13 protein-coding genes, 1 pseudogene and 1 riboswitch are annotated in these 16,186 nt (G+C 52.5%); of the genes and pseudogenes, 2 read left to right on the forward strand and 12 right to left on the reverse strand.

Going from position 1 to position 16,186, the window contains the following annotated elements; translation table 11 throughout:
• Positions 1-192: 192 nt before the first annotated feature.
• The 5 genes from JUF13_RS05435 to JUF13_RS05455 all read right to left on the reverse strand — a co-directional run bounded on the left by JUF13_RS05435 (position 193) and on the right by JUF13_RS05455 (position 4,956).
• Positions 193-735 (reverse strand): folate family ECF transporter S component, encoded by a 543-nt coding sequence (locus JUF13_RS05435; RefSeq protein ID WP_203638275.1) that lies wholly within the window; start codon positions 733-735, stop codon positions 193-195.
• Positions 736-759: 24 nt separating this feature from the next.
• Positions 760-857: riboswitch (THF riboswitch) on the reverse strand.
• Between the two features lie 50 nt (positions 858-907).
• Complete coding sequence (fakB, locus tag JUF13_RS05440; protein WP_203638276.1) at positions 908-1,774, reverse strand: DegV family protein; 867 nt, start codon at positions 1,772-1,774, stop codon at positions 908-910.
• A 195-nt stretch (positions 1,775-1,969) separates the two neighbouring features.
• Positions 1,970-3,223, reverse strand: coding sequence for an MFS transporter (locus JUF13_RS05445; RefSeq protein WP_203638278.1), 1,254 nt, complete (start codon positions 3,221-3,223; stop codon positions 1,970-1,972).
• Positions 3,207-4,520, reverse strand: coding sequence for an alkaline phosphatase family protein (locus JUF13_RS05450; protein ID WP_203638279.1), 1,314 nt, complete (start codon positions 4,518-4,520; stop codon positions 3,207-3,209). Before JUF13_RS05450 ends, JUF13_RS05445 begins: the two co-directional genes overlap by 17 nt.
• A 7-nt stretch (positions 4,521-4,527) precedes the next feature.
• The gene (locus JUF13_RS05455; RefSeq protein ID WP_125762526.1) at positions 4,528-4,956 is read right to left on the reverse strand and encodes a MarR family winged helix-turn-helix transcriptional regulator; all 429 of its coding nucleotides are present in this window, start codon (positions 4,954-4,956) and stop codon (positions 4,528-4,530) included.
• Positions 4,957-5,155: 199 nt separating this feature from the next.
• Here JUF13_RS05455 and JUF13_RS05460 point away from each other — a divergent pair, with 199 nt between their 5' ends.
• On the forward strand, positions 5,156-6,862 hold the full coding sequence (locus JUF13_RS05460; RefSeq protein ID WP_203638281.1) for an NFACT RNA binding domain-containing protein: 1,707 nt from the start codon (positions 5,156-5,158) through the stop codon (positions 6,860-6,862).
• Between the two features lie 714 nt (positions 6,863-7,576).
• Here JUF13_RS05460 and JUF13_RS05465 read toward each other — a convergent pair.
• The 5 genes from JUF13_RS05465 to lspA all read right to left on the reverse strand — a co-directional run bounded on the left by JUF13_RS05465 (position 7,577) and on the right by lspA (position 13,313).
• On the reverse strand, positions 7,577-10,150 hold the full coding sequence (locus tag JUF13_RS05465) for a carbamoyl phosphate synthase preATP-grasp domain-containing protein (protein WP_203638282.1): 2,574 nt from the start codon (positions 10,148-10,150) through the stop codon (positions 7,577-7,579).
• Positions 10,151-10,152: 2 nt separating this feature from the next.
• Positions 10,153-11,232 (reverse strand): carbamoyl phosphate synthase small subunit, encoded by a 1,080-nt coding sequence (locus tag JUF13_RS05470; RefSeq protein WP_203638284.1) that lies wholly within the window; start codon positions 11,230-11,232, stop codon positions 10,153-10,155.
• 22 nt (positions 11,233-11,254) lie between these two features.
• Positions 11,255-11,788 carry a bifunctional pyr operon transcriptional regulator/uracil phosphoribosyltransferase PyrR gene (pyrR, locus tag JUF13_RS05475; RefSeq protein ID WP_203638285.1) on the reverse strand — a complete coding sequence of 178 codons (534 nt, stop codon included), beginning with the start codon at positions 11,786-11,788 and terminating at the stop codon, positions 11,255-11,257.
• Positions 11,789-11,925: 137 nt separating this feature from the next.
• Positions 11,926-12,849 carry an RluA family pseudouridine synthase gene (locus JUF13_RS05480; RefSeq protein WP_203638287.1) on the reverse strand — a complete coding sequence of 308 codons (924 nt, stop codon included), beginning with the start codon at positions 12,847-12,849 and terminating at the stop codon, positions 11,926-11,928.
• Positions 12,849-13,313: a signal peptidase II gene (lspA, locus tag JUF13_RS05485; RefSeq protein WP_125762514.1), complete on the reverse strand. Its 465-nt coding sequence runs from the start codon at positions 13,311-13,313 to the stop codon at positions 12,849-12,851. The genes JUF13_RS05480 and lspA overlap by 1 nt, the downstream gene beginning before the upstream one ends.
• 619 nt (positions 13,314-13,932) lie before the next feature.
• Here lspA and JUF13_RS05490 point away from each other — a divergent pair.
• Positions 13,933-14,262: pseudogene (locus JUF13_RS05490) on the forward strand (transposase); the annotation flags it as partial.
• A 120-nt stretch (positions 14,263-14,382) separates the two neighbouring features.
• Here JUF13_RS05490 and JUF13_RS05495 read toward each other — a convergent pair.
• Positions 14,383-15,603 carry an RNA-guided endonuclease InsQ/TnpB family protein gene (locus JUF13_RS05495; protein WP_203638290.1) on the reverse strand — a complete coding sequence of 407 codons (1,221 nt, stop codon included), beginning with the start codon at positions 15,601-15,603 and terminating at the stop codon, positions 14,383-14,385.
• Between the two features lie 147 nt (positions 15,604-15,750).
• Positions 15,751-16,104, reverse strand: a complete 354-nt coding sequence (locus JUF13_RS05500) for a YrdB family protein (RefSeq protein WP_203638292.1) — start codon at positions 16,102-16,104, stop codon at positions 15,751-15,753.
• Between the last annotated feature and the right edge of the window lie 82 nt (positions 16,105-16,186).

The following is a 16,186-nucleotide window of genomic DNA, read 5'->3' on the forward strand; positions in this document are numbered from 1 at the left end:
AAAAGTTAAGGGTTGGGCCGGTGACCTGATTTTTTCGCTAGTGACGGGTGCTGTTTATTAATTGGTTTGTGTGATGTTGTGGTAGTGGTGGTCAGGTTTGTTACTATAAGTTAAAGTAATTAGTTTATTGTCCTCACCATAACGGCATTTAAAAACACCGTCCTGGATTTAACCAAAACGGTGCTCAGATCACTATCGATTTAAACGTTCCTGAATCGTTTGAATCACGCGACTCTGCAACAACAGGTAAACTAACACAATTTGGATTGGTGTCACGATCAGTTGCTTAACCAGCCGAACCGGCAGTAAGCCCCAGAATGGTGTGTGGTACATGATGGTTACCCACAAGGTGTTCAACAAGGCGTTGACCAACAAGGAGATAAGCACCGAGGCCAGAATCACCCGGGTCCATGTCACTGGCTTCTGGTAGAGAAAGACCGCGTAGATCAGCGACCCTAGGATTGCTGACACGGTAAAGCCGATAAAGAACGGCCCACCCGTCATTAGGGTCCCCACAACGTCGACGACAGCTGCCGTCATCATCCCCCACCAGGGACCAAACCATTTGGCCAACAACGCCACGATCAGAAAGGTAAAACTGACCTTGATAAAACTGTTGCCGACCGAGAACCGACTGATCACCAGTTGTAAAGCCATCAGTAGTCCCATCGTTACCAAACTCAAAGTGTCCAGCTTTGGCAGCTGGGTTTTTGCCATCGTCTTCAATTCAGACATCTCCTAAGGGAGTTGCCACATTGCTGCGGTCAATGCGGAAATAAGATCGCGGGACACATTCCCTTCGTCCGGTGTTCACATTGCGTTCCACCAGCACTTGACGCCTTACTTCCTACTCCGTAAATTTAATTACAGAAGATAGCATACCATATTCATTACCGACTTGCACGACTTATGCGCGATCAAAATCCTTGATCCAGGCTAAGGCCAAGGCCTTCTCCCCTAAGTGCGCGCCAATCACGGGACCGAAGTAAGATTGCTCGACCGGAATTTCCGGATACTGCGTCGCAATCTTGGTGGCCCAGGTCTGACCACCCTCGGGATCGTTGGCGTTGATGACCAAGGCCCGTAATGGGTAATCCACCTGGGCTTGCGCCTCAACGAAGAGGTCCTCGACCCGGGCCAACGCCTTCTTACGGGACCGGACCTTTTCAAAGGCCACGATTTCGTGAGTCTCATCATCAAACGTCAGTAACGGCTTGATCCGTAAGACGCTGCCAATGAATCCGGACGCATTAGACAACCGCCCACCTCGCACCAAGTTCTGGAGGTCATCGACAACGAAGTATTCGCCAATCGTGGACCGCAAGTCGTCTAAGCGTGAGATGATGGCTTCGGGGGTACTTCCCTCAGCGGCCATCCGGGAGGCCTCAATGGCCAAATAGCCCATCAATTTAACGGTGATTTGGGAGTCGTACGGAATCACCCGGATATTTTCAATCGTGGGGGCGATATTTTTCAATTGGTTCACAAAGCCAGAAATGGTGCTGGCCAGATGAATACTGATGACGGCGTCGTAGCCCTCATCGGCTAATTGGTTATATAAATTGATCATTTCGCCCAGCGGCGGTTGTGACGTGCTGGGGAATGATTTAGAATTGCGTAACTTCTCGTAGAATTCACTGGTGGAGATATCAACATCTTCATCGTAGGAGCGACCATCCATGATCACCGGAATCGGGACAACGTGAATGTGATACCGCTCAACTTCTTCTGCGGACAAATAGCTGGTACTATCGGTGACCACAGCAATCTTCATCTTTACACCTACTTTATCTTTTCATTCGTTTACCTAGAATAACATTTTTCCGGAACGATGGAAACCAACGATTCTAAAAAGCCCCACCAACGGGCATTCTTAAAATTCCCTTAACCGCCTGTTCGTCACGGACGATACCATTTAAAAAGGCCGGTGCATCCCCACAAAATGAGGCTGACCGACCCAAAGACGCATCTATTTTGAATTTTCAGTCGCTGATTTAGGAATCGCCCAGAAAATAGCGAGCCCCAGGATAAACAGAATCGACAACGAGGCCGCCCCAATGCGCGACTGCCCGGTCCACTGCGTCACGACCCCCACTAAGATGGGACCCAAGACGGCGGAGAACTTGCCTAAAATGTTGTAGAAGCCAAAGAACTCACTCGAACGTTCCTTGGGGACTAGTCGACCAAAGTACGACCGGGAAAGCGCCTGAATGCCCCCCTGACTGGTCCCCACCAACACGGCCAGCAACCAGAAGCTACCGACCGTCTTCAAGTTGAGAGCGGCCACACAGATCAACAGGTACATCACAATGGCAATCAGAATGCCCAAGCGCGTACTGGTCTTCTCCGCTAACCACCCATAGAGAATCGAGAACGGAAAGGCCACCAGCTGGACCACCAGGAGCACCACAATCAAGGTGGTACTGGTAATCCCGATGTCTAAGCCGATCGAGGTCGCCATGGTAAAGATGGTATCGACCCCATCGATGTAGCAGAAGTAGGCCACCAGAAACCAGGCCAGGTACTTGTGCTGGCGAATGTGACTGAGCGTGACCCATACGCGCTGCCAACTCTGCTTGAGTGGTGCCTGGGTCACGGCCAGGGCGTGGCGCTGGTGGACGTTGCGTTGAATCGGAATGAAGAAGACGACCCACCAGACGGCGGCCAGGACAAAGCCCCACCGGGCCACGGCCGTACTCGACAGCTGACCGAAACCATGGGTCAGTTGCAGGATCATAAATAGAATAAAGGCGATGACACCACCCAGATAGCCAAAGCCATAGCCGACACTGGAGATGCGGTCCATTTGCTGGTCGTCACTCACATCCGTCAGGAAACTATCGTAGAAGAGATTGCCCCCGGAATAGCCCAACACGGAGAGAATATAGATGACTAACAGCCACTGCCACTGGGTTGCGGGCAAGAGCGCTAGCCCCACCGTCATCAGCATCCCCAGCGAGGCAAACCCCGTCAGTAACCGTTTCTTAAATCCCTGGTAATCCGCTAGGGCTCCCAGAAATGGGGCTAAGACGGCCACGAGCAACGTCCCCAGGCTATTGGTATAACCCCAGTAGGCCGTGGCATTGGCCGCCGTGACCCCACTGGCCTCCGTAATGCCCTTGAAGTAGATGGGCAAGACGGCGGTTGTGACAATGATACCGTAACCGGAGTTGGCCCAATCGTAGAAGACCCAGCTCCATTGTTCCTTATTTAGCCGACGCATCGGGAACCCCCTTAAAGGCCGCCGTCAATGCGTGACCGGGCAAGGGTTCGGGGAACTGGAGCCCCAACAGTTTGGCAAACGTCGGCGCCTCATCGATCAACCGCGCTTGGTCGATTGTCTGATTTTCTTTCACGGCCGGTCCGTTTAAGACCAGCGTGGTGAAGTAATCCGGCTTGTCGGGATCGTACCCGTGCACGCCATGGTACCGGTCGGGTTGGCCCAGACTAGCCGGGTCCACGGCCTCGACCACAGCGGGCCGGTTGGTCTCATCGGTAAAGTAATACCCGGCTTGTGCCTCGACCATGAAGCGACAATGCGGGTCGGCCCCGCGTTCGGTAGCCTGTTGCCCATCAATCACGGCCGTGACCCCAGGGGTTGCTGCTAACAGCTCCCGTAAGTTCTTCGTGTCCGCAAAATTGCGGGTATACACATAGGTACTCCCATCACAAGACTTGGCCAAAACGTGCCAATCATTCTTGACGGTCCCATTCGCGGTCGGCGTTAACCAACCTCGCTGGACAAAGGCCTGATTCAGGTGAATCATGTGGTCGACGTTGATCTGGTAATGGTCCCCCAGAATGGCAAAGTTCGTTTCGGCAAAGGTTCCCGCCGCAATCGTCGCATCAATCAGCTGACCGACCCGTTTATCCAGTCGCTTTAGCGCCGCCATGGCCTCAGCCGAGCGCACGCCGTAGCGGTGCCGCATGCTGTCCATGTCGACCAGGTGAATCAGCGTTAACCACGGTTGCTTGTGGGTCAGTGTGTCGACCGCACAGGCCGTGATGAAGTCGTCGAGCTCAGGCTGTTGAATACCCCGACGTAAATGCCCGTACTTCTGATTCATCCGCAACAGAAAGGCCGGACTACTAGCTTTGAGTGAGACCAGCACTTGATTGGTCCAGATCCGGTTGGGAAAGATCTCTGCTAAATTATAGGTAATCTTACTGCCGGCCGTCACGGGCCACAGGAAGGCCGCCGTCTGCTTATGCTGTTGGCGAACCAGGTCGTACAACGTGGGCACCTTCACATCACGCTGGTACCAGTACCAGTCCGGTGACTGCCGTTGCGGCTGTAATTTGGTATTGTTGACGATGCCGTGGACCCGCGGGTACTGGCCCGTGATAATGGTCGTGTGCGAGGGATACGTCAGCGTGGGGTAGATGCCCCGCACCTGGCGGACCCGGGTCCCGGTGACGACCAGCCGGTGTAAATTAGGCAGCTCATCTAAATGCTCATCCAAATCGCGACTGCCCAGCGCGTCCAAAGAAATAACCACTAATCTCTGTTGAATAATCACTCACTCCTTAGTTCTCGACCGTCCGACGACGATCCATACTTTTATCTAACCGGTTCAATAAAATCTGTAATAAATTACGCTCATCCGTGGACCAGTGTTCAAAGACCTGGTCGGATAAGGCCTCAAAGGCCGTGTTGATCTCTTCGGCGGTATCCTCGCCCTGCTGCGTTATTGTATATACCAACTGACGTTTGTCCCGACCAATGGCTTTCTTGGTCACCATTTCCTTAGCCACCAGTCCCTTGAGCTGGCGACTCAGAGTCGAGGTATCCAGCTTGGTTTGTTGCGCCAAAATTTCTTGGGTGTTCTCCCCGCCACCAATGTGGTCGAGTAACTGCCATTCGGAAACGGTCAGGTGATGTTGCTTGGTCATCCGTTGGAGCAACGTTTGTTGAACTTTGTTGATTGCCATCAACGCTGCTAGACTTGATTTCATAAGACCCTCACTCCTTTTGATTGTATTGTACAACGATTTGGTTGGTGACCACAAGGCCCAGTTGTGGGAAAATTTGCCACCTCCCGAATAATTCCGAACAATCTTCTTTGCACTTCGGCGGCGAGGCCGTTATACTTTAACTTGTGCCGTTTTTTCGAATTCAAAAATAAATTTATTTAATAGAAAGGTGTGTGCCGCAATGTCTTTTGATGGTTCATTCACCCACGCCATGGTCCACGAGTTGAGTCAGACGCTCACGACCGGTCGCGTTAGTAAAATCAATCAGCCCTACGCCAACGAAATTGTCCTGACGATTCGGGCCAACAGCCACAACTATCCCATCCTTTTGTCGGCCAATCCGACCTACGCGCGGATTCAAGTGACGCAGATTCCTTACGTCAATCCCCCCGTACCCACCAACTTTACCATGATCCTGCGGAAGTACCTGCAAGGCGCTATCCTAAAGGACGTCAGCCAAGTCGCTAACGACCGGGTCGTCCACCTGCACTTCACCTCCCGTAACGAATTGGGTGACCAACAGGAACTGCTCTTAATCATTGAAATCATGGCCCGTCACAGTAACGTCATCTTAGTCGACGGCGCCTCCATGAAAATTTTAGACGCCATCAAGCACGTCGGTTCCGACCAAAACCGTTACCGGCTCCTACTGCCGGGGGCGCAGTACATCATGCCGCCAAAGCAGGACTTAGATGATCCGTTTGCCGGCGTCCGCGATGATCTAGACCAAACGATTCGGGATTACCCGAACCAGGAAGTCCTCGCCCAAACACTCCAGCACCAGTATCAGGGGCTGGGCAAAGATACGGCAGCGGCTCTGGCGGCGACGCTTCACGAAACGGGCGATCACGCCGAACAGTTCCAACAGTTCTTTGCTGGCTTCGATAACCCGCAACCAACTCTGGAGATCTCACCGAAGAACAAGACCAGCTTCACGGCCTTTCCGTACCCCACGGCGGGCACGCAACAGTCTTCGGCCACGCTTAGCGAACTACTCGACACCTACTACCAGGACAAGGCCGAACGTGACCGGGTCCAGCAACAAGGCAGTGTCCTGATTCGCGTCGTCCGCAACGAGTTGAAGAAGAACCGCACCAAGCTCAAGAAGCTCCAACGGACCTTAGCTGAGACCGAAAACGCCGACGAATACCGGATCAAGGGAGAAATCCTCACGACCTACCTGAACCAGGTCACCCGTGGCGAGACCGCGGTCACCCTGCCGAACTTCTACGACGAGAACCGGGACCTAAAGATTCAACTATCAAACCAGTTGTCCCCTAACCAAAACGCCCAGAAGTACTTCAAACGGTACCAAAAGGCCAAGAACGCGGTCATCTACGTCAATGAACAGTTGAAGATCACCCAGACCGATGTGGACTACTTTACCAATATCATGGCCCAAATCGAACTGGCCGCACCCAAGGACCTGATCGACATCCGCCTGGAACTTCAACAAGGTGGCTATCTCAGAGACCACGATCACCAAAAGAAGAGCAAGAAGCAAAAACGGCAAAAGGTCAGCAAGCCAGACCGCTTCACGGCAAGCGACGGCACCAAGATCTCCGTCGGGAAGAATAACTTGCAAAACGACCAACTCAGCCTCCACACGGCCAAACGCACCGATATTTGGCTTCACGTGAAGGACATGCCGGGCTCTCACGTGATCATTCACGCGGAACACCCGAGTGACGAGACCATTATGGAGGCCGCTAACCTAGCTGCCTACTTCTCTAAGGGCCGTGAGTCCAGCAACGTGCCAGTAGACTACCTGCCCGTTAAACGGCTGCACAAGCCAAATGGGGCCAAACCAGGGTACGTTATCTTCACGGGTCAGCGGACGGTCTACGTCACGCCCCAAAGCGACCTCGTAGAAAAACTGGCTGACTAAGGGGTTACCCGGATGTTGCCAGCGCCTTACCGAGTGGTCAAAATACCTCGGAACGCTGTGGGCGGACACCCGAAGCCAAAGAGCGGTCTTCGGGCTCGCTTTGAACCGCCCAACCCGCGTTTCAAAGTCGCCAATGGTCTAAGTAGCTACCGCTACTAAGGCCATTCCCACGGCTGAAGGTATTTTGCCCACCCGGACGGCTGACATCCAGATAACCTGTTAGCTTGCCTGCAGGTATTCTACTCATGCTCCGTGTAACTAGCGCATCTCTTACACGGAGCCGCTCAATTGCCTGCACCAACTAATGCGTAACACGAGTCAAAGTATGATTCAGCAACTAATTGCTAATAACAACTAGTTCAAAACGCAAAAAGGCGTCACACCAAATCGTTGGTGTGACGCCTTTTTGCTGTATACATTATTTGATCAATCTAAAATTCAGCAAATTCTAAGACCCCGTCGACCAAATCCATTCACCGAACCCAGTCGACCGGCGGGTTAAACCAGTGTCAGCCGCAGGGCTGGTGAAAATGGGCTCAGCCGTGGGATGACCTGAGGGTTTCCCTCAGGTCATGGTGACTTTGAGACGCGCTCTTCGCGGCTCAAAGCAAGTCCCGAGACCGCCCTTTGGCTCGGGGCGTCCTCCCCACAGCGTCACGGCCCAGTTTTCACCAGCCCGGAGGCGATGACAACGACAGTGTAACCAGCCAATGGTCAGATGGTGCGGTTGATGATTTGGTCGAGCTCGGAGGTGTCGCTGAGGTTCGTCAGCGTCAGCGCCTCGCTAGACCCAAACGCAATCGTCGCCCCAACTTCTTGATCCGTGGTCCCCGGCCGGTTTAACACGTGTAACTGCCGGAACGGGAAGGCCGCGTTCATCAAGGCGACCCGGGTGCTGTTCAGATCAATGCTGATTTTGGCCAGCTCCCCTTCGTCCAGCGTGCCAATGTGTTGCCGCGTCAGCATGCGGACCCAGTTGACCCCGGTAACCTTACTCAGAAAGGCCATCTCGGTCAACCGCGTCGGCCGCACGCCAACGACGACTAGCTGTTGTGAGTCATCGCTCTTGGGGGCAAAGAGAACTTGGATCATCCCCGTGACCTGCCGTTCACTCACGGCCTCCTTGGCCTGTTCGACCAGGTTGACGCGCTTGGCCTTGGGCAGTTCCGCCGGCATCCGGAAGGCCGTGACCTGAGCCAACGACTTGTTAATGCCGGGGGCAATCATGTCCATGACGCCGACCGCAATCTTCTGTTGCTTATGCACAAACAGGCTGACGCCAATCGTCGCCATTTCCGGAGCGGGTTCGCCCGTTTCTTGGTCGGGTGGTAGGACGTGCAGGTTTATTGGCAATTTGCCCAACTCGCGGGTCAGGTAGTGCCGGTTCCCCGGGACGATGACGATGTCGGGGTGCTCGACCTGAATCACGTTGAGCACATCCCCCAGTTGAATCGGGTCGACGTACTGTTTCTCGGTAAATTCCGGTGCCACGCCCACGGCATTCGGGTTGGTATTCATCAAAATAGTATGGTACCCGGCGCGCTTCAGTTGTTTGAGCATTTCCGTCGTGAAGTATTCCGCCGCGGAGTTGGGGCCTAACTGATTCCCGCCCCGACCCAAGACCAGCGCGGTCCGGTCGCCCAGGGGCTGACTCTCATTTTCGTACTCGAAGGTACTGTAGTAGCCACTGAGATTCTCGGGAAATTCCCCGGCGGTCGGTTCGATCATCTTGTAGGTCGGCGTGATCTTGGCCTGTGCTGAGAGATGGCGAATCGTGGCCGTATCCGTTTGCCAGATACGGGCGATCATCCCGTCCCCGAACCCGTAGTACCGGGCCCGTTTTAGGATGGCAACGTCTAAGGGGTTGTCTTGAATTTCTTTTTCAATCGTTAACAAATGGCGGAGTTTCACGAAATAGTAGTTATCAATTTTCGTTAATTCGCTCAACTCTTCTGGCGCGTATCCCCGCCGCAAGGCTTCAATTAACACCAGAATTCGGTTCGCCAACGGATGGATCAGTTGCCGAATCATTTCCCCGTCGGTCAGATTGCTGACGGAGGGCAAGACATCTCGTGGCGAGAACTGCGAGCTCCGCACGGCCTTTAACATGGCCTCTTCGACCGAACGACCCACGCCGACGGTCGAGCCCACGGCCTTCATGACGGTATTCAGATGCTGGTCGGCATCGGGGACCTCTTGAAAGGGCCAAATGGGAATCCGTACGCTCACGTGGTCGATGGTTGGCTCCATGATGGCGGTCTGTTTGACGTACTGGCTCGGCAGCTTGACGTCGACCAGCTTCTGGCCCAGCAGCAAGGCACCATTGACCAGGGCAATCGGATAGCCGGTCGTCCGAGCCGCCAATGCCACGCCCCGCGAGAAGTATGGCGCAATCTTGGTCACGTAGAAGTGTTGGTTCGCCGGGTTCAGGGCAAAGTGCAGGTGTAAGACCCCGACGATGCCCAGCTCGGTCGCAATCCGAAACGTGGCGTCCCGCAAGTCTTGATACTCACGGTCGTTGAGCGTTTGGGGTGGCGTTACCAGAATGGAGTCGCCGGAGTGAATCCCAATCGTATCGACGTTTTCCAAGCCGGCAATCAGGACCTCGGTGTCGGCGACGTCTCTGACGGCCACCATTTCGATTTCCTTGTACCCGATCACGCTGCGTTCCAGGGTGCACTGGTCAAAACGGGACTGTTGGAAGCCCTGCGTCAACGCGTTAAACATGTCATCCACGTTGTCACAGACGGTCCGGTTGGTGTCCAGTCTGGGCGCTACCGGCTTCACAATCAGGGGGAACCCAATCTTTTCGACCAGGCCCCGCGCCTCGTCGAGGGTACCCACGACTTGGGCCTCAATCACGGGCTCATGAATTTCCTTGAGCGTGGCGTTCAAGTCGGCCGGATTGTTGATCTGCTGCAAGGTCGTGGTGGGCATCCCCAGCAGGCGCACGTCAAAGTTGGCCAGGTCGCCATTTTCAACCAGTTCCTGGGCAATTCGAATGCCTAGCAGGCCACCCAGTGTCGGCAAAATCGCATCGGGCCGGTCTTTTTCAATAATGTGACGGACATTAGCGGTTGTGACCGCCTGCACGTACATGTTGGTCGGCTGAATCTCTTCCAACGCGACGGAGAACGGGTTGTTGTCAATGATCAGGGTCCGCACCCCGTGCTTCTTAAAGCTGGTAATGATCTGGACCGTGGCACTATCGAGTTCCGTTTCGTGACCGATCTCGGTTGGCCCGCCGCCGATGATCAAAACTTTTTGAATGTTATCCAAGTTTGGCAAGCTTATCCCTCCCGGCGTGCTGTCATGGCTTCCATAAATTCATCAAATAAATCGCGACTCTCGTGAGGACCCGGGGCGCCGTCCGCAAAGAATTGCACCGAAAAAGCCGGAAAGTCCCGGTGGCGTAACCCTTGGACGGTCCCGTTGATCAGGTCCACGTAGGTGGTGATCAGGCGGTCGCGGTCGATTGACTTGGCAACCACCGCGTACCCCTGACCCTGTGTCGCATAAATAATATCGTTGGTAATGATTCGGCGAATAGGATGACTGCTGCCGTGATATTCAACCGGTAGCATGGTCAGCTCCGCCCCGTTGGCCAGGGCAAAGAGCTCGTGACCCAGGCCAATCGCAAAGAGTGGAATCTCCGCTTGGACCTCGCGAATCATGTCGAGGACTCCTTCGCCGAGGTCGAGTGGTGAGCCGGGCCCGGTGGAGAGTAAGACCCCGTCCGGATCCAGGTTCAAGACGTCCTGGGCGCTGGCCGTCCACGGCAAGACCGTGACGTTACAGCGGCGCTCGGATAACTGCCGCAAAATCCCATGCTTCAGACCGAAGTCAATGACGACCACGTTTTTCCCCGTATCCGGGTTCGGATAGGGCTTAGGCGTGGCCACCTGGTCGACTTGCCGGTTCGTCAGCACCGTGGCGTTCAGCTGATCAAAGGCATGGGCATCGGCCACATCCACGATACTGCCCTTCATCGGCCCGTCTTCTTGGCGGAGCTTCCGGATCAGGTGGCGCGTATCAATGCCACTGATGCCGGGAATGTTGTGCTGCTGGAGAAATTCGTCAAGGGACAGCCGGGATAAACGGTTGGTCGAGATGTTCGTGACGTCTCGAACCACCATCCCCTTGGCCGTGGGCAAAATCGACTCGTAGCTATCGTGGTTGATGCCAACGTTACCAATGGCTGGCTGGGCAAAGATAATAATTTGGTTGTGGTAGATTTGATCGGTAATCGTTTCCTGATAGCCTAATAGATTTAAATTGGAGATAACCTCTCCGCTCGTCGTGGCACCGGCACCGAAGCCTTCACCGGCGTAGGCCGAGCCGTCTTCTAAAATCAAATAGCGTTTTGCCATGTAAAATCGACCCCCTTGCCCCTTATGCCTGTTGAATCTCCACGGCGTCACGGTCGTCAATTTCACTGACAGAGACCTTGATCCGTTCGCGCTGGGAGCTCGGAATATTTTTGCCAACGAAGTCCGCCCGAATCGGGAGTTCCCGGTGGCCCCGGTCGACTAAAACGGCCAAATTGATGCTCTTGGGCCGGCCCAAGTCCATGACGGCACTCATGGCTGCACGAATGGTGCGACCGGTGTACAAGACGTCGTCCACCAGGATCACCTTTTTACCAGCGACCGAGAAATCCATGTTGGTCGCCGTAACTTCGGGTTCGCCCTGAGCATCGTGCTCGATGTCGTCGCGGTACGGCGTGACATCCAGATCACCCACGGGAACCGTGACGTTTTCTAGTTGTTGCAAGCGACTAGCAATCCGTCGCGCGAGGTAAACGCCCCGCGTTTTAATGCCTAAAATGACGAGATCATCGACCCCTTTATTGCGTTCGATAATTTCGTAAGTAATCCGGGTCAGGGCCCGTTGCATTGCCATTGCGTCCACAACTACCTTTGCCATCTGTATTTCCTCCTTAAAAGTTTCACGGCGTTAGCGTAAGTGCAGGAAACGGGCGCATTTCTTCGGCAAAATGGTGAAGAAACCCGCCCGCCTGATTCGGCAAACCCGTTTATCTGATTAGTGCTAGCTTAAGAAAACTAAATTGCTTTGTCAACCGGTAACCCCGCCTGCTGGCGCAAGTGGCGCACGGCCTTGGCGAAGTTTTCGGGAACCGGCGCGGTGAAGTCTAACTGTTCACCGGTCGTGGGTTGCTTAAAGCCCAATTCACGGGCGTGTAGGAACTGGCCCGCCCCCTTTAGCGTGTGCTTGGGGCCGTACAACGGGTCACCCGCAACGGGATGGTTGATGTAGGCCATGTGGACGCGGATCTGATGGGTCCGGCCAGTTTCCAAGCGACAAGCGACCAGGGAATAATTCCCATAACGCTCCAGCACCCGGAAATGGGTCACGGCTGGCCGCCCGTCAGCGACGATGGCCTGCTTCTTGCGGTCCTTCGGTGACCGGCCCAGGGGCGCGTTGATGGTCCCGTTCTCTTCCTTGAAGTTGCCGTGCACGATGGCCACGTACTCTCGCAGATTGGTCTTGGCCTGTAACTGGGCCGACAAACTCTGATGGGCGTGATCATTCTTGGCCACCATCAACAGGCCCGAGGTGTCCTTGTCGATGCGGTGGACGATGCCGGGCCGCAGGGTGCCGTTAATGCTCGACAACGGGCTGTGGTACAGCAGCGCGTTAACCAGCGTATGGTCCGGGTGCCCGGGGGCGGGATGGACGACCATCCCCTGGGGCTTGTTGACCACGATAACATCGTCATCTTCGTAAACAATGTCGAGGGGAATATTTTCGGGGGTCAAATCCAAAGGAACGGGGTCTGGCAGTGCAATGTGCACCGTCGCGCCGACCTTGGGCTTGGCCTTAGGCTTGACTGGCTGGCCGTCGACCGTGATTTGGCCGGCCTCGATGGCATTTTTCGCCTGTGAGCGGGAAATCGTGTCCACGTTATCCGCCACCAATTTATCCAGCCGGTCTGAAGTCGTTACTTGAAAATCTGTTTCTTGCATCACTGTGCCTCCCGTCGATCGGCTAAGAACACGCCAATCGCGATTAAGATGACGCCGACCGTTAAACAGCTGTCGGCGAAGTTAAAGATTGGAAAATTAATAAAATCGAGTTGGAACATGTCGACCACGTAGCCTTGCAGCAGGCGATCAATAAAGTTACCAATCGTGCCCGCCATCATCAGAGTCAGGCCGAGTTCCTCTACCCAGTGTTCTTTCTGATTGCGGTACTGCCAGAAAAAGTAGCCCATGATGCCTAACGCCACAATGGCGATGACCGTAAAGAACCACATTTGGCCCTGTAAAATACTCCAGGCGGCCCCGTCGTTACGCAGGTGCGTGAGCGACAGGAAGCCGGGGATGAGTGGGTGCTCGCCACCAAGGGCGATGTTGACCACTACCGCGTGCTTGATCCACTGGTCAATGACCACCAGTAGCACGATTAAGATTGTATCTGCAATCAGCATAAAATCCGGAACACCTTTCCTATAAGTCGTTACCGAAAAGTATACCAGAAAATGGCCCCCCGCGCCCTTCTCCACACTAGAAAATTCCCACTTTGTCTGAATCCTTCCGCCGCCGACCAGCGGGGCGACTACCTGTGGGGACCAGGTGAAGCCAAAGAGCGGTCTTCACCTTCGCCTCAAAGCCCCGAAACCCGCGGATCTTTCAGGTCGTCCCGGGCTGTAAGACCGGAAGTCCACCGGTCAAACACCCCCGACACAGGTAGTCACCCCACTGGTCTCTGGCTCCAGGATTCAAGCAAAGTTGCCTGTTTCCCTACCTCAGACTTTGATGACTTCACCAACGTTCAGGTTCCCGCCCACTCAAATTCCCCAGCTGGGCCAGTTTGACCACCCGCACGGCTGACGTTGGCGCGCTGGTTTCAAGGAGCACTGTCATTTTCTGATTACGTTTAGTTTATTTACCTAAAGGTTGAAAGTTAAATTGTACAGTAAAGGCCCGGCATGCCGGGCCTTTACTGTACAAAAATAGACATGGATTACTCCATGCTTGTATATTTGAGTCGTCTAAAAAAGTATACAAGGAGAATCTATGCCCATGTCTAATATGCATCATTCAGCCTCTGATTTTCACCCGCAAGAGATCATTCAAATGTATGCTCGTCGCTGGCAGATTGAAGGCTATTTCAAAGTTGCCAAACAATATCTTCAATTCGATAAAGCCCAGATTCAAAGCTACGACGGACTTTGCGGCCACATGGCACTGGTCCTAATAGGTTATGATATTTTGGCCTTAGCGCAACGAGAGAACCAGGATGATCGACCCTTACCAGAAATTGCATTCACTAATGCTTTGGATCGGTTGTTGAAAGCCCTAACTGGTATAGCTAAAAAGCTTGATATGAGTGAATCGATATTGAACACAATTCTCGGTCAATTGCCCCTGAATTAATTCAGAGGCTTGTCGCTCACGTGTCTGGCGACACAGTAGTCCAACATGCCGGTTAGGCACTCCTACTCGTAGTGGCAACATCATCGGGTAATTGACAGCTACCCGTTTAACTATCAGGATCTACCCAACAGTTGTTAGCTTTTTAATCTTTGGTTTCTTGACACCACTCAACCATTCTTGGCCCAACATCTCAATATTCATTGCCCCTAATCTGTCATCGTTACAACGATACTGGCATTGAGCACACCAATACTCGTGAGTTTCGTGATGACGATTAGTCTTCTCAACTAGGCCACACTTCGGACATCTCTGTGAAGTGAATGCTGGATTCACTTTTACGACGGTGCTCTGAATAGCCTGAGCCTTGTACGTTAAGAATGATTCTAGCTGGAAGAAAGACCAGGAACGATGGCTGTTTCGTAAGGACTTAGGCAGATCATCGGTGTTGAATGTTACGTTGGTTAAGTCTTCCAGGACAAAAAGTGTGTGTGAGCCATATCGTGTAACGAGTGTCTTAGCTAACCAATGATTCACATCGGTCATCCAGCGGTTCTCTCGTTGCGCTAGCCGTTTCAACTTTTTCTTGGCAGATTTAGTACCTTTACTTTGTAGTTGCCGGCGAATCTCCAGGAACTTCTTTCGTCTAAGTAAGATTTTTTTACCCTCAAAGAATAGTGCCTTGCCTTCACTATCAAAGATAGTCGCTAGAAAGCGCAGGCCACGGTCAATACCCACAATTTGAGGGCTATCCTTGGGATTGAAATCACTACTTTCCTTTGTGATACCAATATGCAAAAACCACTTCCCCTGGGTGTGGACCAGCTTAGCGGTACCCAGTTTCCAATCCTCGGTGAAGTATTTCTCGAATCCTTTATCAGTGAATCCCAACTTAGTCCGTTTACCTAGAGTGGTTATCGAGATTTGTTGCATGCCTTCTACAAAAGAATAATTGCTATGGCGAACCAAATCCGCTTGGGGTCGCCGAAACTGGATGGGTTTCACCAACCAGTTCAGGTCTCTAGGAACTTGAATCCACTTGTGTTCTTCGTTCTTGTAACAGTAAGGATGCTGTTTCATCTGTTCCTGAACTGTCTTGTAACGAGCCACCACTGTCCGAAAGACAGACTGGACCATCTGACTATTGAGTGGTGATTCTTGCCTAAATATTTTGTACAGATGGTGATTGATCTTTAACCAACTTAACTGAAACTCGTGGTCAAAAATCCATTGACTAACAACATTAGCTAATCGTTGATACTCTTGACTCATTGTTAGAAATTGTTCTGCTTGATTCGTGTCTGGATAGAGTCTCAACTTAATTGTTCGCCCTAGTTTAACCAATGGATACCTCCCCTGTAGATTGGATTAAGTATACCATGTTTAGCCTTGCAGGGGAACATATGTTTCAAAAGATTATTAAGTTCTGGCATTCATCCCGCGATTAAAATCGCAGGTTTTCTGCTTAGTCTTTAATAAACATTTTCCATTTTATAAACTACTGCCATATATTCCATCTCCAATGTGTGCCATTATTGCATTCAGACCAACTACAACTCCATATACAGTCCCTACACGAACTGACATTTTAGTTATTATCATATAACTACAGAGACCAAAAATGACAATCTCAATCGTTACTCTCAAACGTAGGTCCACTCTGTTTGGTGATAAAGGAGCCATACAAACAGACCAAATCACATAAATTACAATTGGTACTAAAATCCCCATCAGTAAATTAAGTGGTAACTTATATTTTGTAAAACCTACAAAAGATAATGTTATTAGAGTTATCATTTCTATTAAAAATCTTAACAGCGCATTAATTTGAAAAAGAATATGCATTCAGCTCAACTCCTTCAAAAATTCAAGATTTGTTTTCTACCATTCTCGAATCCGCTTGATTCATGCATTTTTTTGGCGACCG

Source organism: Levilactobacillus wangkuiensis, from assembly GCF_016861605.1.
In the GTDB taxonomy this organism is placed as follows: Bacteria; Bacillota; Bacilli; order Lactobacillales; family Lactobacillaceae; genus Levilactobacillus; species Levilactobacillus wangkuiensis.

What these genes read in the sequence shown, in the direction of transcription:
- JUF13_RS05435 (WP_203638275.1), bottom strand. Translation starts at nt 735, where the DNA reads ATGTCTGAATTGAAGACGATGGCAAAAACCCAGCTGCCAAAGCTGGAC.
- JUF13_RS05455 (WP_125762526.1), bottom strand. Translation starts at nt 4,956, where the DNA reads ATGAAATCAAGTCTAGCAGCGTTGATGGCAATCAACAAAGTTCAACAA.
- JUF13_RS05500 (WP_203638292.1), bottom strand. Translation starts at nt 16,104, where the DNA reads ATGCATATTCTTTTTCAAATTAATGCGCTGTTAAGATTTTTAATAGAA.
- pyrR (WP_203638285.1), bottom strand. Translation starts at nt 11,788, where the DNA reads ATGGCAAAGGTAGTTGTGGACGCAATGGCAATGCAACGGGCCCTGACC.
- JUF13_RS05470 (WP_203638284.1), bottom strand. Translation starts at nt 11,232, where the DNA reads ATGGCAAAACGCTATTTGATTTTAGAAGACGGCTCGGCCTACGCCGGT.
- JUF13_RS05445 (WP_203638278.1), bottom strand. Translation starts at nt 3,223, where the DNA reads ATGCGTCGGCTAAATAAGGAACAATGGAGCTGGGTCTTCTACGATTGG.
- lspA (WP_125762514.1), bottom strand. Translation starts at nt 13,313, where the DNA reads ATGCTGATTGCAGATACAATCTTAATCGTGCTACTGGTGGTCATTGAC.
- fakB (WP_203638276.1), bottom strand. Translation starts at nt 1,774, where the DNA reads ATGAAGATTGCTGTGGTCACCGATAGTACCAGCTATTTGTCCGCAGAA.
- JUF13_RS05480 (WP_203638287.1), bottom strand. Translation starts at nt 12,849, where the DNA reads ATGCAAGAAACAGATTTTCAAGTAACGACTTCAGACCGGCTGGATAAA.
- JUF13_RS05460 (WP_203638281.1), top strand. Translation starts at nt 5,156, where the DNA reads ATGTCTTTTGATGGTTCATTCACCCACGCCATGGTCCACGAGTTGAGT.